General features: G+C 43.5%; 18 protein-coding genes. 13 read left to right on the forward strand and 5 right to left on the reverse strand.

Annotation, left to right across the window (positions count from 1 at the left end; genetic code table 11):
- Positions 1-25: 25 nt before the first annotated feature.
- Both ACYZZR_RS03470 and ACYZZR_RS03475 read left to right on the forward strand, forming a co-directional pair.
- Positions 26-802 carry an alpha/beta fold hydrolase gene (locus tag ACYZZR_RS03470; RefSeq protein ID WP_461532602.1) on the forward strand — a complete coding sequence of 259 codons (777 nt, stop codon included), beginning with the start codon at positions 26-28 and terminating at the stop codon, positions 800-802.
- Positions 803-873: 71 nt separating this feature from the next.
- Complete coding sequence (locus tag ACYZZR_RS03475; RefSeq protein WP_461532603.1) at positions 874-1122, forward strand: hypothetical protein; 249 nt, start codon at positions 874-876, stop codon at positions 1120-1122.
- Positions 1123-1172: 50 nt separating this feature from the next.
- On the opposite strand, the gene thiL is transcribed toward ACYZZR_RS03475, so the two are convergent.
- Positions 1173-2222, reverse strand: coding sequence for a thiamine-phosphate kinase (gene thiL, locus ACYZZR_RS03480; RefSeq protein ID WP_461532604.1), 1050 nt, complete (start codon positions 2220-2222; stop codon positions 1173-1175).
- Positions 2223-2538: 316 nt separating this feature from the next.
- Between thiL and ACYZZR_RS03485 the strand changes: the two genes are divergently transcribed.
- The 8 genes from ACYZZR_RS03485 to pth all read left to right on the forward strand — a co-directional run bounded on the left by ACYZZR_RS03485 (position 2539) and on the right by pth (position 10381).
- Positions 2539-2868: a HesB/IscA family protein gene (locus ACYZZR_RS03485; protein WP_461532605.1), complete on the forward strand. Its 330-nt coding sequence runs from the start codon at positions 2539-2541 to the stop codon at positions 2866-2868.
- Between the two features lie 65 nt (positions 2869-2933).
- Positions 2934-4379, forward strand: a complete 1446-nt coding sequence (sufB, locus tag ACYZZR_RS03490) for a Fe-S cluster assembly protein SufB (protein ID WP_461532606.1) — start codon at positions 2934-2936, stop codon at positions 4377-4379.
- Between the two features lie 91 nt (positions 4380-4470).
- Complete coding sequence (gene sufC / locus ACYZZR_RS03495) at positions 4471-5226, forward strand: Fe-S cluster assembly ATPase SufC (protein ID WP_461532607.1); 756 nt, start codon at positions 4471-4473, stop codon at positions 5224-5226.
- A gap of 92 nt (positions 5227-5318) precedes the next feature.
- On the forward strand, positions 5319-6638 hold the full coding sequence (sufD, locus tag ACYZZR_RS03500; protein WP_461532608.1) for a Fe-S cluster assembly protein SufD: 1320 nt from the start codon (positions 5319-5321) through the stop codon (positions 6636-6638).
- Positions 6639-6773: 135 nt separating this feature from the next.
- Positions 6774-8015 carry an aminotransferase class V-fold PLP-dependent enzyme gene (locus ACYZZR_RS03505; RefSeq protein ID WP_461532609.1) on the forward strand — a complete coding sequence of 414 codons (1242 nt, stop codon included), beginning with the start codon at positions 6774-6776 and terminating at the stop codon, positions 8013-8015.
- Between the two features lie 141 nt (positions 8016-8156).
- Complete coding sequence (locus tag ACYZZR_RS03510) at positions 8157-9098, forward strand: ribose-phosphate pyrophosphokinase (protein WP_461532610.1); 942 nt, start codon at positions 8157-8159, stop codon at positions 9096-9098.
- 34 nt (positions 9099-9132) lie between these two features.
- Entirely contained in the window at positions 9133-9723 is a 591-nt protein-coding gene (locus ACYZZR_RS03515; RefSeq protein ID WP_461532611.1) for a 50S ribosomal protein L25/general stress protein Ctc, read from the forward strand.
- Positions 9724-9814: 91 nt separating this feature from the next.
- Positions 9815-10381 carry an aminoacyl-tRNA hydrolase gene (pth, locus tag ACYZZR_RS03520; protein ID WP_461532612.1) on the forward strand — a complete coding sequence of 189 codons (567 nt, stop codon included), beginning with the start codon at positions 9815-9817 and terminating at the stop codon, positions 10379-10381.
- A 174-nt stretch (positions 10382-10555) separates the two neighbouring features.
- Here the strand turns inward: pth and ACYZZR_RS03525 are convergent, their stop codons facing one another.
- The 4 genes from ACYZZR_RS03525 to purN all read right to left on the reverse strand — a co-directional run bounded on the left by ACYZZR_RS03525 (position 10556) and on the right by purN (position 14690).
- Positions 10556-12454 carry an amidophosphoribosyltransferase gene (locus ACYZZR_RS03525; RefSeq protein WP_461532613.1) on the reverse strand — a complete coding sequence of 633 codons (1899 nt, stop codon included), beginning with the start codon at positions 12452-12454 and terminating at the stop codon, positions 10556-10558.
- A gap of 53 nt (positions 12455-12507) precedes the next feature.
- Complete coding sequence (locus ACYZZR_RS03530) at positions 12508-13431, reverse strand: PfkB family carbohydrate kinase (RefSeq protein WP_461532614.1); 924 nt, start codon at positions 13429-13431, stop codon at positions 12508-12510.
- Positions 13432-13635: 204 nt separating this feature from the next.
- Entirely contained in the window at positions 13636-14100 is a 465-nt protein-coding gene (gene rnhA, locus ACYZZR_RS03535) for a ribonuclease HI (protein WP_461532615.1), read from the reverse strand.
- A 20-nt stretch (positions 14101-14120) separates the two neighbouring features.
- Positions 14121-14690 carry a phosphoribosylglycinamide formyltransferase gene (gene purN, locus ACYZZR_RS03540; protein ID WP_461532616.1) on the reverse strand — a complete coding sequence of 190 codons (570 nt, stop codon included), beginning with the start codon at positions 14688-14690 and terminating at the stop codon, positions 14121-14123.
- A 255-nt stretch (positions 14691-14945) separates the two neighbouring features.
- On the opposite strand from purN, the gene ACYZZR_RS03545 reads away from it, so the two are divergent.
- From ACYZZR_RS03545 to rnc, 3 genes are all read left to right on the forward strand, one after another.
- Positions 14946-15179, forward strand: coding sequence for an acyl carrier protein (locus ACYZZR_RS03545; protein WP_461532617.1), 234 nt, complete (start codon positions 14946-14948; stop codon positions 15177-15179).
- Between the two features lie 278 nt (positions 15180-15457).
- Complete coding sequence (fabF, locus tag ACYZZR_RS03550) at positions 15458-16708, forward strand: beta-ketoacyl-ACP synthase II (protein ID WP_461532618.1); 1251 nt, start codon at positions 15458-15460, stop codon at positions 16706-16708.
- A 12-nt stretch (positions 16709-16720) separates the two neighbouring features.
- On the forward strand, positions 16721-17452 hold the full coding sequence (rnc, locus tag ACYZZR_RS03555; RefSeq protein ID WP_461532619.1) for a ribonuclease III: 732 nt from the start codon (positions 16721-16723) through the stop codon (positions 17450-17452).
- Positions 17453-17530: the final 78 nt, after the last annotated feature.

Raw genomic sequence — 17530 nt, forward strand, 5'->3', positions numbered from 1 at the left:
TATTTGTTACGGGAAAGTTTTATAGATGGAAATAGGGTACAAGGGAATTCCGGTTTTTTTTGAGGAAAAAGGGAGTGGTTCTGCTGTAGTGTTGCTTCATGGTTTTCTGGAGAATACCGCGATGTGGGAAGGGTTTTTTCCTATTCTCTCTTCGAAGTACAGAGTGGTAGCCATCGATTTACCAGGTCATGGCAAAACAGGATGTCTGGGCTATGTACACACTGTAGAGATGATGGCTGATGTAGTGCGAGAGGTACTTCGGTATCTAAAAATCAGGAAATCGGTATTGATAGGTCATTCCATGGGGGGCTATGTAGCCTTGGCTTTTGCCGAAAAACACCCCGATGCGGTAAAGGGCTTGGTGTTGCTCAATGCTACAGCTCGCGCAGACAGTCTGGCTCGTAAGCAAAACAGAGACAGGGCTATTGCCGCAGTTAAAAAGAATCACAGGAGCTTTATTCGCATAGCGGTGACCAATCTCTTCCGTCCCAAAAACAGAAAACTGTTCAGAGAAGAAATAGCCAAGACAAAATCCGAAGCCTTAAAAACTCCTCTTCAGGGAATTGTGGCCGCTCTTGAAGGTATGAAAGAGAGAGATGACCGCGAGGTTTTACTGCACTTTTCCCCTTACAAAAAAATGATTATTGCAGGCAAAAAAGATCCGATATTACCATTCGACTCACTGGTCGAACAGACTCGAGGAACAGAGGTCGAATTGGTGGAAGTTCCCGACGGACATATGAGTCATATCGAGAACAAAGAAGAAGTTTTAAGCGCAATTTGTTGGTTTTTACAGAAATAGCCTCTGTTTTTTTTGGTAATATGTTTATTATACCTTATATTCGGGCGTTTAATTAAAATACCCCTAGGATTATGCATATCAAATTTACAAAATCCGCTTTTTCATTAGCCCGGATATTGTGCCTTGTTTTTGGGCATCGTTTTCGTGTGAGCAGGGAGGTTACCGCTCATATTAAAGAGTATAGGTGTACCTGTTGTCGAGCCGAGGTGACACTTGACGACGAAGGGCATATCACCTCACTGACCTCACAGCTCAAGGAGATAAACGACACCTTGACCAATCTGCACAGAAAAAAACAGCACTCCAGTCCGGCAGCCTAAAAAGGATTTCCGGAACGAATACTGCGACGGTGATTTTCTGCCGCGATTTCTCAATCGTCTTTTAAGGCATTCCACCCCCTTGCCGTAATAGGTATTGCGGTGTTAGCACGGGTAATCAAGTGCATGCCTTCACTTTCTGGGGTCATATAACCGATGACGCTCAAATTGGGGTTCCCTTTTATTTTAGGGAAGTCTTGCTGTTTTACGGTAAATAGTAACTCGTAGTCCTCTCCACCACTCAAGGCTACTGTGGTGCTGTTGATGTCAAATTCCTCACAACTCGAAATCACCTGTGGATCTAAGGGTATCTTGTCTTCGTGAAGATTACAACCCACAGCCGATTGCTTGCAGATATGTATAATCTCAGAGGAGAGTCCGTCTGAAATATCGATCATAGAAGTGGGCTTTACTCCTAATTGCTTCAAGAGTACGGGGATGTCTTTTCTCGCTTCGGGTTTTAGCTGTCTTTCAACGATATAAGTATACATAGAGAGATCGGGCTGATTATTCGGATTTACTTTGAATACTTCTTTTTCCCGCTCAAGTACCTGTAATCCCATATAGGCGGCGCCCAAGTCGCCGGTCACTACGAGCAAATCGTTGGGCTGTGCCCCGCTGCGATATACCAAATCTTCTTCATCAATTTCCCCTATAGCGGTTACAGATATGAGTAAACCCGTGCGGGAAGAGGTGGTGTCTCCTCCTACTAAATCCACCTGGTATAATTCGCAGGCGTGAGATATACCTGCATAGAGTTCTTCCAAGGCTTCCAGAGGAAAACGGTTGGACACCGCAATGGATACCGTGATTTGGGTGGCTGTGGCATTCATGGCATAAACGTCAGAGAGGTTTGCCATTACTGCTTTGTAGCCGAGATGCTTGAGTGGCATATAGGCGAGATCAAAATGAACCCCCTCTACAAGCAGATCGTTGGTCACCACTGTTTTGCGATTCCCGAAATCCAGTACCGCAGCATCGTCTCCGATGCCTTTTACGGTCGACTTTTGACTGATCTTGAATTCCTTAGTAAGATGGTCTATGAGTCCGAACTCTCCCAGTTCAGACAAGGACGTGCGCTCTTGATTTTTATCTTCAAACATGGTGCAAAGTTAGTTGTTTTTAGAGGATATCCTATATGAGGAAGAGAAAAGAGGGGAGTTGGAGAAGGGGAGAAAGGGTGGTGTGGAGACTTGGAGAGGAGGAGACTTGGAGATGAGGTGATGTGGAGATGGGAGACTTGTGGATGAGGGGTTATTTGAAAGATCGAGTTGGGTTGTTTTGTGTGGATTTCCGGAAGAGGTTGCCATAGACTTTGCCTATGTGGTTATAGCGTAATTGCTGTGTAAATAGTTTATTAAGTCTATTATAGTTACTATCTTTGCCGGGCAATTAGGGATTTAATCATTTAGTAAAATCATGATAAAAGTTTCAGATATAGCGAGACGAAAGGTTGTAGAGCTCATGACCGAAGAGGGTTATGATGCCAATAGCGATTTTGTACGCGTAGGTGTAAGGAGCGGAGGGTGTAGCGGACTGTCTTATGAATTGAAGTTCGATCACGCTCAGAATGACGATGATAAACTCTTTGAGGATAATGCCGTGCGGATTTTGGTCGATAAAAAGAGTTTTTTGTATCTGGTGGGTACCACTTTGGAATACTCTGGGGGGCTCAACGGAAAGGGGTTTGTGTTCAATAACCCCAACGCACAGCGAACCTGTGGATGTGGGGAGAGTTTTTCCCTGTAAACAGGCTTAGATAAGTGTTAAGGCCTGTGTAGATCACTGGTCGGGATAATTTTGAAATTATAACAATGGCATATACAGAAGAAGAACTTAAGAAAGAGCTCGAGACAAAAGAGTACGAGTACGGTTTCTATACAGATATTGAGTCGGACACCTTTCCGGTAGGTCTTAACGAAGATATAGTAAGGGCTATATCGAAAAAAAAGGAAGAGCCGGAATGGATGACTGAATGGCGAGTGGAAGCATTTCGTGCCTGGGAGCAGATGGAAGAACCGGAATGGGCCAATGTACAGTATTCAAAACCAGATTTTCAAAATATCAGTTATTACTCGGCTCCTAAAAAGAAAGACAAGTACAAAAGCCTAGATGAGGTAGATCCCGAATTGTTGGACACTTTTAATAAATTGGGAATTTCACTGGAAGAACAAAAGCGATTGGCCGGAGTAGCTATAGATGTGGTGATGGATTCTGTATCGGTCGCTACTACCTTTAAGGAGACATTGGCTGAGAAAGGGATTATTTTCTGTTCCATCAGCGAGGCCATACGCGAACACCCCGATTTGGTCAGGAAATATATCGGTTCTGTAGTGCCTCAAAAGGATAACTTTTATGCAGCGCTTAATTCGGCTGTGTTTTCAGATGGGTCTTTCTGCTATATTCCGAAAGGAGTGCGATGCCCGATGGAGCTTTCTACCTATTTCAGAATCAATCAGGCCGGAACAGGTCAGTTTGAACGTACCTTAGTTATTGCCGATAAAGGGAGTTATGTGAGCTATCTGGAAGGATGTACTGCACCTACGAGAGACGAAAATCAATTACACGCCGCTGTGGTAGAGCTCATAGCATTGGACGATGCCGAAATCAAGTACTCTACCGTTCAAAACTGGTTTCCAGGTGGGAAAGATGGAAAAGGGGGGGTGTTTAATTTTGTCACTAAAAGGGGGCTGTGCGAAACCAATGCCAAGATCTCTTGGACGCAGGTAGAGACGGGAAGTGCAGTAACTTGGAAGTATCCCAGTTGTGTGCTTAAAGGCGATAATTCGACTGGAGAATTCTACTCTATTGCCGTTACCAACAACTACCAGCAGGCAGATACGGGAACCAAAATGGTGCACCTCGGTAAGAATACCAAAAGTACAATTATTTCTAAGGGGATTTCTGCAGGGCGATCGCAAAATAGCTATCGCGGATTGGTACAGGTGAACAGCCGGGCAGAAAACGCGCGTAACTTTTCGCAGTGTGATTCCCTGCTTATGGGAAACAACTGTGGAGCACATACCTTTCCGTATATAGAAGCCAAAAACAAGACAGCCCAAATAGAACACGAAGCTACGACTTCCAAAATTGGGGAAGACCAAATATTTTACTGTAATCAACGAGGGATAGATACCGAAAAGGCCATTGCACTTATTGTAAACGGCTTTAGCAAGGAAGTACTGAACAAGCTCCCCATGGAGTTTGCGGTAGAGGCACAGAAACTTCTGGAAATTTCCCTCGAAGGATCTGTCGGATAAACTTGGACAGAGTATATAAAAAAGTAATAAAATACAAGGGTCATAATCCGGACAGAAGAACGACAAGGCCCGTTTAAATAGAGATACAAAAATGCTAAAAATACAAAATTTACAAGCCGGTGTAGAAGGAAGGGAAATACTAAAGGGAATCGACCTTGAAGTTAATGCCGGTGAAGTCCATGCCATAATGGGACCCAACGGTTCGGGTAAGAGTACGCTTTCTTCGGTAATAGCCGGAAAGGAAGAGTACGAAGTTAGTGGAGGGCAAATCCTCTTCGAAGGAGAGGATATAGACGAGTTGGCTGCCGAAGAGAGGGCACATAAGGGGATATTTCTGTCGTTTCAGTATCCCGTTGAAATTCCAGGAGTCTCTGTGACCAATTTTATGAGAACAGCGATCAACGAGACCAGAAAAGCTCGAGGACTGGAAGAAATGCCGGCGAATGAAATGCTCAAAAAAATCAGGGAGAAATCTGAACTGCTCGAAATAGACCGAAACTTCTTGTCGCGCTCGCTTAACGAAGGTTTTTCCGGAGGAGAGAAAAAGCGAAATGAGATCTTCCAAATGGCTATGCTGGAACCTAAACTGGCCATTCTCGATGAGACAGATTCCGGATTGGATATAGACGCGCTCCGAATAGTGTCAAATGGAGTCAACAAGCTGAGGTCTAAAGATAATGCTGTGATTGTAATTACGCACTATCAAAGGCTTCTGGATTATATAGTGCCTGATTTTGTTCACGTATTGCTCGACGGAAAGATTGTGAAATCCGGTACAGCCGAACTGGCTCATGAACTGGAAGAGAAAGGATACGACTGGATAAAACAGGAAAAAGTAAGCAATTAATTCCGGGCAGTAAATGCAGTGCAACTGCATATTGTTAAGAGCTTGTAAAACAATCTCAGTTTTTCTCGGATAAGCAACAGAAACTAAACAAAATGGAATTAAAGGATAAACTGGTCTCTTCTTTTCCTGCGATAGGAGATGGTGCGGACACTCGTTCTACACTTCACCGCATTCGCATCGAAGCGATGAAACAGTTCGAATACAAAGGGTTTCCCTCCAAAAAGGAAGAAGAGTGGAAATACACCTCGCTCAACGCACTCCTAAAGTCTGATTACAGCCTGTTCCCCGAAGGGAAAAACAAGTTGGATTTAGAGGATGTGAAACGCTATTTTATACACGATATAGACTCTTATAGGCTTACTTTTGTAGACGGCCGCTACGACGAGGAACTGTCGGATATGGCGCATGAAGGCTTTGATATCAGTTTGATGAGTACTGCCATAGAAAATCCCGAATACAGAGAGGTGATAGAGCGGTATTTTAACAAAACGGTAAATGCCAAAGACAGCCTCACCTCTTTGAATACAGCTTTTCTCAAAGAAGGTGTTTTTGTGCGTATTCCAAAAGGGAAGTTGATAGGTAAACCCATACAGATACTCCACTTTTCTACCGGTAACGGAGAAGCTCTGATGCTGCAACCTAGAAACCTCATTGTGGTCTCAGAGAATGCACAGGTGCAATTTATAGAGCGACATCAAAGTCTTTCAGATCATGAAGTACTGACCAATTCGGTGACGGAAATTTTTGCCGAGAAGAGGGCTGTGGTAGACTATTACAAAATACAGAACGACAAACTGAAAGCATCGCTTATCGACAATACCTATATCTCGCAAGAAGGAGAGAGCAATGTTTCAGTGCACACCTTTTCGTTTGGAGGTAAACTGACTAGAAACAATCTGAATTTTTACCATCGAGGAGAGCGTATAGAATCTACACTGAAAGGAGTTACTATCTTGGGCGAAAAACAACACGTAGATCATCACACCTTGGTAAATCACGCCTTCCCCAACTGTGAGAGTCATCAGGATTACAAGGGAATCTACGCCGATCGCAGCACAGGAGTGTTCAACGGTAAGGTTATTGTAGAGAGAGAGGCTCAGAAAACGAATGCTTTCCAACAGAATAACAATATATTACTAGACGATAGAGCAACGGTAAACACCAAGCCTCAGCTGGAGATATTCGCCGACGATGTAAAGTGTTCGCACGGGTGTACCATAGGTCAGCTAGACGATGAAGCTCTTTTCTATCTGCGTTCTAGAGGAATACCCACCAAAGAGGCAAAAGCCTTGATGATGTACGCTTTTGCAAACAATGTGTTGGAGAGTGTGAGGATTCCAGAGGTGAAAGTACGGATAAACAAACTTATCGCCAAGAAACTCGGGGTAGATATGGGGTTTGATGGCGAGTAGTGATAAGTTTGTCCATTGAGGGTGATGTTTTTGTCGAGTGATTAAAATACAGTGTGTTTCCTGGCAGCGTAACACTAGCCTCAATAGTTAGAGTATAATTTAGTATTTGTTTAATTCTTATTAAAGTCGGTAATAATGGCTTCACCCATATCCGGTTCTACTTCGTTCGATCCACAGCACATACGCAGAGATTTCCCGATACTGACGAGAAAGGTAAACGGTCGGCCTTTAGTCTATTTTGACAACGCTGCTACCTCTCAAACTCCTCAGGTAGTAATCGATGCTATAGTAGATTACTACAGTCGCTACAACGCTAACATACACAGAGGGGTACACACACTTTCGCAAGAAGCTACCGATGCCTATGAGCAGGCAAGAATAAAACTTCAGAAACACTTTAATGCCGCCAAGTCGTACGAAATGATCTTTACTTCGGGAACCACTCATGGCATCAATTTGGTGGCGAGTGGGTTTGCAGAATTCCTCGACCAGGGCGATGAGATTGTAGTTTCGGCCATGGAGCACCACTCCAATATAGTGCCCTGGCAGATGCTCTGCGAAAAGACAGGAGCTGTACTTCGGGTAATTCCGATGAATGAGAACGGAGAACTGCTGGTAGAAGAATACGAAAAAATACTTTCTAACAGGACAAAACTGGTGTTCTGTAATCATATCTCCAATGCCCTTGGAACGGTAAATCCGATAGCGCATATTATAGACAAGGCACATCAGGTGGGAGCTGCAGTGTTGATAGACGGTGCACAGGCCTGTCCGCATCTTCGACCAGATGTTCAAGCTCTCGACGTCGATTTTTACGTTGCCTCAGCTCATAAAATGTGTGGGCCAACCGGAATAGGAGTGTTATATGGAAAAGAGAACTGGTTGAAGAAACTGCCGCCCTATCAGGGAGGCGGAGAAATGATTGAAGAAGTGACTTTTGAAAGGACAACCTATGCCGGACTCCCCCACAAATTTGAAGCGGGAACCCCTAATATATGTGGGGGTATAGCATTTGGAGTGGCTGTGGATTACCTGAACGAAATAGGTTTTGACCGCATAGTGGGCTATGAAGGAGAATTGTTGGAATACGCCACCAAAGCGCTGCACGAAATCGACGGACTGCGTATTTACGGGACGTCGAAACACAAGGCCTCGGTGATTTCCTTTAACTTAAAAGGCGTACATCCCTACGATGTAGGTACCATAGTAGATAAGTTGGGGATTGCTGTGCGTACCGGCCACCACTGTGCACAGCCGGTAATGGACTATTACAAAATACCGGGAACAGTAAGGGCGAGTTTCGCATTTTACAACACCTTTGAAGAGGTAGATGTGTTGGTTGAAGCCGTAAAAAAAGCCCAACAGATGCTGACATAACAGGCCGTATTACATCGAAGAGACTAGCGAAATTGTTTGAAAATCAATAAAAGAGGATATCGGGAGGTGTATTTCAAAAATATTTCTAAATTTGCACCTCGTCTAAAAAACGCAACTAAATCACTAAACAGCAGCATAACAATGTCTTATACAGTGCCGGAGCCTAAGATTTTTCACTGTGAACAAAGTGCAGAACTCGCAGAAAGCATAGCTAAATCTTACGGGACAAAATTGGGGAAAGTAACTTTTTCCGAATACAGTGACGGGGAATTTCAGCCTTCTTTTGAAGAATCTGTAAGAGGATCGAGGGTGTTTATCATCGGTTCTACACATCCCGGAACGAAAAACCTGATGGAAATGTTGCTTATGCTCGACGCGGCCAAGAGGGCGTCGGCAAGACATATTACCGCGGTAATGCCTTATTTTGGTTGGGCACGTCAAGATAGAAAAGACAAGCCAAGAGTTCCCATAGGGGCAAAACTCGTGGCTAAATTGTTGGAAACTGCTGGAGCTACGAGGATTATTACGATGGATTTGCACGCCGATCAGATTCAGGGGTTCTTTGAAAAGCCCGTAGATCACCTGTTTGCATCGACCATCTTTTTGCCTTATTTGGAATCGCTTAAACTAGACAATTTAACTATAGCGTCTCCAGATATGGGTGGGTCTAAAAGAGCTTACGCTTATTCCAAGTTTCTAGAAAGCGATGTTGTGATTTGTTACAAGCAGCGCAAAAAGGCCAATGTTATAGACCATATGGAGCTAATTGGCGACGTAAAGGGTAAAAATGTGGTGTTGGTCGACGATATGGTAGATACAGCCGGAACGCTTACCAAAGCGGCCGACTTGATGATAGAACGAGGAGCAATTAGTGTGAGGGCTATTACAACCCATGCCCTGCTCTCGGGAAATGCGTACGAACGCATAGAAGAATCAAAACTTGAAGAGCTTATTGTAACAGATTCTATTCCGCTCAGGAAAGAGAGTCCTAAGATAAGAGTGCTCTCTTGCGCCGACTTGTTTGCAGATGTAATGAAAAAGGTGCACAACAATACCTCCATCAGTTCGAAGTTTTTGATGTAGGATTTTTAAAAGGAAACATTTTAATATTTATATAATGAAGTCAATTACAATCAAAGGATCTCAAAGAGAAAGCGTGGGCAAGGCATCGACCAAAGCCTTACGTAATGCTGGAAAGGTTCCTTGCGTACTTTACGGAGGAGACAACCCATTGCACTTTTCAGCTGATGTACTTGCATTTTCGAAGTTGGTTTACACTCCCGATGTACACACGGTAGTAATCGACCTCGGAAGTGAAAAATACAATGCCATACTTCAGGACATCCAATTCCACCCTGTAACCGACGAAATTCTTCACATCGATTTCTATCAGTTGCAAGACGACAAGGAAGTAACCCTGGAGATTCCGGTGAAAATAGAAGGAACTGCTCCCGGTGTTATCAAGGGTGGAGTACTTCGTCTTACTAAGCGAAAGCTCAAGGTTAAGGCGCTCCCTGCAAACCTTCCCGATTTTATTCCTGCCAATATTTCTGAGCTGGAAATAGGAAACAAATTGTATGTAACTGCTCTGCAAAACGAAAATTACACGATTATGCACCCCGACAACACTGTAATATGTCAGGTGAGAATCTCTCGTGCGGCAATGAAAGCTGCTCAAGATGCTGCAAAAGCAGAAAAAGCGAGTTAATAAGGAGTATATCTTTTAAATACAGAACATCCCGGCAGCTTGTCGGGATGTTTTTTTATTTTTACATCCGAGTGATATTAAAAGTGCTGCGATGAAAAAATTCTTGATAGTCGGCCTGGGAAATACAGGTCGAGAATATGAAGATACCAGACATAATATTGGTTTTAAGGTGCTGGATCACCTTGCTGAAAAGGAATCGATTAGCTTTGAAACAGCAAAGCTCGGCGACCGCTGTGTGTATAAGTTTAAGGGGAGAACGCTGATACTGCTCAAGCCCTCTACTTTTATGAATCTCAGCGGAAAGGCCGTCAGGTATTGGATGGAGAAAGAAAATATTCCCTTGGAAAACCTGTTGGTGATTACCGACGATATCAATTTGCCCTTCGGAACGATAAGACTAAAAGGAAAGGGCAGTGATGGCGGGCACAACGGCTTGAAAAGTGTACAGCAATTGTTGGGCACTGTGCAATACCGCCGTTTTCGATTTGGTGTTGGCGCTGACTTTACAAAGGGCAAGCAAATAGATTATGTGCTGGGTGAGTGGAACGAAGAAGAAACAGCAGCCCTGTCAGAACGTCTCGAAAAGTCTTGTGAACTGATACGCTCTTTTGTTACTGCCGGACTCGCTAACACTATGAATGCGTTTAATGGGAAATAGCAAGGGTGTCAAATAAAAAGGCGGAGTCAAACTCCGCCTTTTTGCCCCAAATCTTACCATGAACTTAACCTACTTATGCTATGGTGAATCAAATGTAAGCCTGATTAAGACTGTTTTAAAAAATATTCGATAAAAAGCATATAAATCCGATAAAACATCTTTTTATGGTCAATTTTAATATGCTCTGTCCTTATTTCCTTCATAAAAATTTATGAATGCTCTGTTTACTACCCTGTTTCCTCCAGCGGTAGGATAGTTTCCTGTGAAGTACCAATCCCCGAGATTTTCCGGACAGGCCTTGTGGAGGTTATCTACCGATTGGAAAATAATCTTGACCCTAGCGCTGATATCCTTCGAGCTCAACATCTCCGATATTTTGTCCGATATTTCCTCGTCAGAAAAAGGGGTGTAGAACTGTTGTACGGCATTTTTTATTTCTTTGTCGGGATAGTTTACCTGAGCCGTACATTCGCGGTATATCTTGTCTACTATATCGTAAGAACCTCTTTCTTTGTGTAATTCGAGTGCAGCCCGAAAAGCGACTAGATCTTCGAGGCGAGCCATATCGATACCGTAGCAGTCCGGATAGCGGATTTGAGGGGCAGAAGAAACGACGATTATAGACTTTGGATTCAGGCGATCCATCATTCTGATAATACTCTTTTTCAAGGTGGTACCCCTTACGATACTATCGTCTATAATCACCAGCTTATCTCCCGTCTTAATCACTCCATAGGTAACGTCGTACACGTGTGCTACAAGGTCGTCTCTGCTACTGTCTTCAGTGATAAAGGTGCGCAGTTTTACATCTTTTATCGCTATTTTTTCGGTGCGCAGGCGACGAGATAGTATTTCGGTAAGTCTCTCGTCGGTTAAGTTTTCTCTCTCTTTGAGTATCGCTCTGTTTTTCTCTTTGTTCAGTTCGTCTTGTGCGGCCTCTACCAATCCGTAGAAAGAAGTTTCTGCGGTGTTTGGGATATAGGAGAATACAGTGTTGGCTGTGTCGTGATCTATGGCGTCGAGAACCTTGGGCATAAGGAGCCGTCCGAGGTCCTTTCGCTCGCGATAGATATCGGCATCATTCCCCCGCGAAAAGTAAATGCGCTCAAAAGAACAGGCGCGGCGTTCTAATGCAGGCAGTATCTTTTTGTCGATGACATCGCCGTTTGCTTTGACGATAATCGCGTGGCCGGGAGTTATTTCCTTTACCTTGTCAAAGGGCACGTTGAACACGGTTTGTATGGCCGGTCGCTCTGAAGCAATGGCTACAATCTCGTCGTCTTGATAGAAGTATGCCGGACGTATTCCCGCCGGATCGCGCAATACAAAGGCATCTCCGTGACCTAACAATCCTGCCATAGCATAACCTCCATCCCAGTTTTTGGCCGATTTTTTCAGTATTTTAGCTACGTTGAGCCTTTCTGCTATCAAGGCTGTAGCTTCCATCTTGTTATAACCTTCGCGTTTGATCTCTTTGTAGAGTTTGGCTACGGCATCGTCGAGAAAATGACCTATTTTTTCCATTACCGTAATAGTGTCGGCTTTCTCTTTGGGGTGTTGCCCCAGGTGGATGAGATTGTCGAAAAGCTCGTTTACATTGGTCATGTTGAAGTTTCCTGCAACTAGCAGATTGCGGTGTTTCCAGTTGTTTTGTCGCAATAGGGGCTGAACGTTTTCGATGCTGTTATTCCCATAAGTACCATAGCGGACATGTCCTAAAAGTAGTTCGCCTATATAAGGGATGTTTTTTTTCTGTAGAGCGACATCCTTTTCGTATTCAGGATGCTCTTTCAGTATATCGCTAATGCGACTGTTTATCTGTGAAAAGATGTCCTGTATTGGCTGCGACTGCTTAGAGCGAACTCTGCTGATATACCGCTCTCCCGGAGTTACATCCAGTTTTATGCTGGCAAAGCCCGCACCGTCCTGTCCGCGATTGTGCTGCTTTTCCATCATCAAGTACATCTTGTTGACACCGTAAAACGCACTTCCGTACTTTTTCTTGTAGTATTCCAGAGGTTTTAAGAGTCTAATCACGGCTATACCGCATTCGTGTTTAATAGCGTCGCTCATCGGTATTGTATTAGTATGAATAAAAATGCCCCGGAAATCCAGGGCGCAGTATTTTATGTCAGTTCTATTTCAAATTGTGTCAAGGCTTTAAACTGTAACAGCCTTTTCCTCATCTCTTCTTTAGAGAGTTCTTGCATGCGTTCAGTGCCGAATTTTTCGACGCAGAAGGAGGCTAGGTTAGAGCCGTAAATAATGGCATTTTTCATATTTTCAAACGAAGTGTCACCTGTTGCCGCTATATATCCGGAAAAGGCTCCGGCAAATGTGTCTCCTGCTCCTGTGGGGTCGAATACCTCTTCCAAAGGCAGTGCGGGTGCAAAAAAGATATCGTCCTTGTGAAATAACAAGGCACCGTGTTCTCCTTTTTTAATTACGACATAACGAGGACCCATCTCTCGTATTTTATGAGCGGCTTTTACCAAGGAGTGCTCTTTGGCAAGCTGCCTCGCCTCTTCGTCGTTAATGGTGATGACATCCACTCTTGAAATTACCTGCATCAACTCGTTCCAACTGTTGTCCATCCAAAAATTCATGGTGTCGAGAACGATGAGTTTTGGAGCTGTCATCTGCTCTATCACTCCGAGTTGTGTGAGCGGGTGAAGGTTTCCGAGCAATACCACATCGGCATCCCTGTGGTGTTTGGGGATTTGAGGATTGAAGTCAGCCAACACATTGAGTTGTGTTTCTAAGGTGTCTCTCGAATTGAGGTCGTTGTGGTATTTTCCACTCCAGAAAAAGGTTTTACCTCCCTTTACCACTTCTACAGCTGAGGTGTCTATGTTTCGCTCCCTCAACATAGAGAGATATTCTTGCGGGAAGTCTTCGCCTACTACCGAAACGAGAGCTACTTCTATTCCGAACTGTGAAGCTGCCAAACCTATATATGGAGCGGCTCCGCCGAGTATTTTATCTGTCTTTCCGAAAGGAGTTTCAATAGCGTCAAAGGCCGTGCTTCCGACCGCAAGCAGTTTGCTCATATTGAAATTTTTTGCAAACTTACGCAAATTTATTGGTCTCAAAAAAAGTTGGATTGTCTACTTTTACAGATGTAGTCTCAAAAGCAATTCGACTCATTCACTGTTCTGACTGTACTTCTTTGAGTTGAGAGTGAAGCTATTTGTTTTCTTTGGAGTAAAATCGATTTTTTACCTCTCTCTGAGCGCGTAAATACAAACGGAAAATTATCCCGAAAAACCGGTGTCTTCTAGCAGGTTTTTTTCCTTGGAAGCTTCTACGGCAAGAAAGTCGCAGCGTTCGTTTTGCGGGTGGTTGTTGTGTCCCTTAATCCAGTGAAAACGCACATGATGACGGCGGTACTCCTTGAGGAATTCCATCCATAGATCTACATTTTTTTTGTCCTTAAAATACTTGCGTTCCCAGTTGAAGACCCATTTTTTTTCAACTGCATCGACAACGTATTTCGAATCGGTAAAGACTTTGACATGGGTGCCGGGATGTTTTAGTTTTTTGAGGGCTTCGATAACCGCGAGTAGTTCCATGCGGTTGTTGGTGGTGTGGCGGAAGCCTTGCGAAAATTCCTTTGTGTATTTTTTGCCGACCCATTCCATGACGATACCGTATCCGCCAGGTCCCGGATTTCCACGGGCGGCGCCGTCGGTGTATATGTGTACGTCAAAACTGTTCAAACTCAAAGTGATTTACGGATTTAATTTTTTTCCAAAAGCTGAGCGATAACCCGAGGAAAGTGTTCGTATTCCAAGGCGTGAATTTTTTCAGCGACCTCTTCTGGGCTATCCGTCGGAAGTACGGCGACCTTAGATTGAAAAATAACGGCTCCTTCGTCGTAATTTTCATTTACATAGTGTATGGTGATGCCGCTTTCGGTTTCCCGATTAGCGATGACAGCGCGGTGTACATTCATGCCATACATGCCTTTACCCCCGTATTTTGGAAGTAAAGCTGGGTGTATATTAATCACCTTGTTTGGAAAGTCTCTCAAGATATTCTCGGGAAATTTCCAGAGAAAGCCCGCCAGTACAATGAGGTCGGGAGCTATGTCTTTTACGAGCTTTGCGATGAGATTTGACCGATATAGCGCCCTGCGATTAAAATAAAGCGCGTCTATATCCAATCGATTTGCCCTGTCTAATACTCCCGCATCTCTCTTGTTGGAAAGGATTAGTACCACTCTGGCCTTCTCACTCTCTGAAAAGAAACGGACGATGTTTTCCGCATTGGTGCCGGAACCCGAAGCAAATACAATAATTTTTTTCACCGATTTAGTTGTTTTAGGGTGTGTGGAGACATTTTTGTGTAATGTCCCGGAGTTTGTTGACTACCAGTGGTAATAGCCGTTTATCTCCTAGTTTTTCGAGACAAAAGAAAGCATAATAATTAAGAATTAGAAATTAAAAGTAAAATCAGTATTTTATTTTTTAGTAAATTACAGCCACATTTTGAAACTTAAATGTTGTTTTCAACCAAAGTTTTTTATTTTTGCCATCAATTTAAATTTTAAAACTAAAAAATTATGTCAGACATTGCATCAAGAGTAAAAGCGATCATCGTAGACAAATTAGGTGTCGACGAGAATGAGGTTGTATCGGAAGCAAGCTTCACTAATGACCTCGGTGCAGACTCACTGGACACAGTAGAATTGATTATGGAGTTTGAAAAGGAATTCGATATTCAGATTCCTGACGATCAGGCAGAAAATATCGCTACTGTAGAGCAGGCCATAAAATACATAGAAGAGGCTAAATAAGTATAGGAATATTGGAATCATAAAAAAGGGAGGTATTTTTGTAATACTTCCCTGTTTTTCCTTGTATCCGGGATAGATTTATAAGATTGACGGGCCTTGACTTCAATGCGAGGCCGTCGCTTTTTCTGTCTTTTTGGATAATACCTCCGGATTTTAGAGTGAGTATCTTCTTTATGGGATTGGAAAATTAGTATCCCTGGAGGATGTATAGTGATGTGGCGGAATTTCTGCTTCCGTGGCACGTCGTAGTAAAAACAGTTTGGACTAAATCTATTCGAATGAAATTAAGGCGAGTTGTTGTCACAGGATTAGGAGCATTAACCCCGATAGGCAATACCCTGGAGGAATATTGGCAAGGCTTGAAAAACGGCGTTAGTGGTGCAGCTCCAATTACCCATTTCGACGCTTCTAAGTTCAAAACACAATTTGCTTGTGAGGTAAAGAATTTTAATGTCACCGATTTTATCGATCGAAAAGAAGCTCGAAAACTCGACAAGTTTTCACAGTATGCTATGGTGGCAGCTGATGAAGCCATCGAAAATTCTGGAATTGAGCTAGATCGTATTCAAAAAGATAGGATTGGTGTAGTTTGGGGAGCCGGCATTGGCGGATTGGAGACATTTCAAGAAGAAGTGCTCAATTTTGGCAATGGCGATGGAACCCCTCGATTTAATCCTTTCTTTATCCCAAAAATGATTGCCGATATGGCTCCCGGGCTCATTTCTATCAAGCACGGTTTTATGGGGCCTAATTACACGACAGTATCGGCCTGTGCTTCTTCGGCCAATGCCATGATCGACGCCCTGAACTATATTCGTTTGGGCTATGCCGATGTTATTGTGTCCGGTGGTTCTGAAGCAGCTGTTACAGCGGCGGGTATGGGTGGTTTTAACGCCATGCACGCACTGTCTACCAGAAATGATGACCCTCAAACGGCATCTAGACCTTTTGATAAAAACAGAGATGGTTTTGTGCTAGGCGAAGGAGCTGGAGCACTGATACTCGAAGAGTATGAACACGCCAAAGCAAGAGGTGCCAAAATTTATGCCGAACTGGTAGGAGGAGGGCTGTCTGCCGATGCCTATCATATGACTGCTCCACATCCCGAAGGAAAAGGCGTTAAAGCGGTAATGCGCAGTTGTCTCGAAAATGCGGGACTCAAACCTGAGGATGTAGACGCTATTAATACTCACGGAACATCTACTCCTCTTGGAGATGTAGCCGAACTCAAGGCGATAACAGAGGTGTTTGGAGATCACGCAAAGAACATCAACATCAACTCTACCAAGTCGATGACAGGGCATCTTTTGGGTGCAGCTGGAGCTATAGAAGGTATAGCTTCGATTTTGGCCATGGAAAACCAACTGGTGCCGCCTACCATAAATCACAGCACGCCAGATGAAAAGATTTCTCCCGAACTTAACCTTACTCTAAACAAGGCGCAGAAAAGGGATATCAAAGTGGCGATGAGCAACACCTTTGGTTTCGGAGGTCACAACGCTTGTGTGCTGTTTAAAAAACTGGATTAGTTTTAACATGAAATGAAAATCGTTCAGAACATATTGAATTCCCGCTCAGATGACGACGGGAATTTTTTTTTGACAGTAAAAAAAATACTGGGTTTTTCTCCTAAACACTTAGAGCTGTACAAGAAGGCATTTACGCACAGATCAGCCAATCGGAAAGACGAGAAGGGAAATCCTTTGAATTACGAGCGATTAGAATTTCTAGGAGACACTATGCTGAGTACTATAGTCTCTTATCATTTGTATAAAATGGTTCCTACCGGCGACGAGGGATATCTCACCAAGATGAGGTCTAAAATCGTGAGCCGAGAACACCTGAACGAATTGGGCAAAGAACTGGAGCTGGTACAGTATGTAGACTCCAAGATATCCAGAGAGAGTTTTGGAGACAACGTCCACGGAAATGTCTTTGAAGCCCTACTCGGAGCTCTGTACTTAGATCGCGGTTATAAGTACTGTGAAAAGTTTGTCTATCGAAGGATTATAGAGCCCTATGTAGATATCGAGAGACTGGAGGGAAAGATCATTAGTTACAAGAGTTTTGTGATAGAATGGTGTCAGAAGGAGAAAAAAAACTTCGACTTTCAAGTGTATGAAGACAGCGGTAATGAACATGTAAAACACTTTTCAGTAAAGTTGTATATAGACGGTAAAGTGGTGTCGAAAGGGAGGGCTACCTCCAAGAAAAAAGCCGAAGAGCAGGCGTCGAAAAGAGCCTATTACGCATTGCAAGATAAAATGCAATAAGCGAAATCGTTTTCGGTGCTATTATTTGGTTAAACCTCGTGTTTATAGTTGTTTAATCGCATACATACGCTTATCTTT

Origin of the sequence: Sinomicrobium sp. (assembly GCA_029266035.1) — a bacterium.
GTDB lineage: Bacteria > Bacteroidota > Bacteroidia > Flavobacteriales > Flavobacteriaceae > Sinomicrobium.

Bases quoted from the DNA above. Each gene is read 5' to 3' on its own strand.
- ACYZZR_RS03470 (WP_461532602.1), top strand. From the start codon at position 26: ATGGAAATAGGGTACAAGGGAATTCCGGTTTTTTTTGAGGAAAAAGGG.
- ACYZZR_RS03475 (WP_461532603.1), top strand. From the start codon at position 874: ATGCATATCAAATTTACAAAATCCGCTTTTTCATTAGCCCGGATATTG.
- thiL (WP_461532604.1), bottom strand. From the start codon at position 2,222: ATGTTTGAAGATAAAAATCAAGAGCGCACGTCCTTGTCTGAACTGGGA.
- ACYZZR_RS03485 (WP_461532605.1), top strand. From the start codon at position 2,539: ATGATAAAAGTTTCAGATATAGCGAGACGAAAGGTTGTAGAGCTCATG.
- sufB (WP_461532606.1), top strand. From the start codon at position 2,934: ATGGCATATACAGAAGAAGAACTTAAGAAAGAGCTCGAGACAAAAGAG.
- sufC (WP_461532607.1), top strand. From the start codon at position 4,471: ATGCTAAAAATACAAAATTTACAAGCCGGTGTAGAAGGAAGGGAAATA.
- sufD (WP_461532608.1), top strand. From the start codon at position 5,319: ATGGAATTAAAGGATAAACTGGTCTCTTCTTTTCCTGCGATAGGAGAT.
- ACYZZR_RS03505 (WP_461532609.1), top strand. From the start codon at position 6,774: ATGGCTTCACCCATATCCGGTTCTACTTCGTTCGATCCACAGCACATA.
- ACYZZR_RS03510 (WP_461532610.1), top strand. From the start codon at position 8,157: ATGTCTTATACAGTGCCGGAGCCTAAGATTTTTCACTGTGAACAAAGT.
- ACYZZR_RS03515 (WP_461532611.1), top strand. From the start codon at position 9,133: ATGAAGTCAATTACAATCAAAGGATCTCAAAGAGAAAGCGTGGGCAAG.
- pth (WP_461532612.1), top strand. From the start codon at position 9,815: ATGAAAAAATTCTTGATAGTCGGCCTGGGAAATACAGGTCGAGAATAT.
- ACYZZR_RS03525 (WP_461532613.1), bottom strand. From the start codon at position 12,454: ATGAGCGACGCTATTAAACACGAATGCGGTATAGCCGTGATTAGACTC.
- ACYZZR_RS03530 (WP_461532614.1), bottom strand. From the start codon at position 13,431: ATGAGCAAACTGCTTGCGGTCGGAAGCACGGCCTTTGACGCTATTGAA.
- ACYZZR_RS03545 (WP_461532617.1), top strand. From the start codon at position 14,946: ATGTCAGACATTGCATCAAGAGTAAAAGCGATCATCGTAGACAAATTA.
- fabF (WP_461532618.1), top strand. From the start codon at position 15,458: ATGAAATTAAGGCGAGTTGTTGTCACAGGATTAGGAGCATTAACCCCG.
- rnc (WP_461532619.1), top strand. From the start codon at position 16,721: ATGAAAATCGTTCAGAACATATTGAATTCCCGCTCAGATGACGACGGG.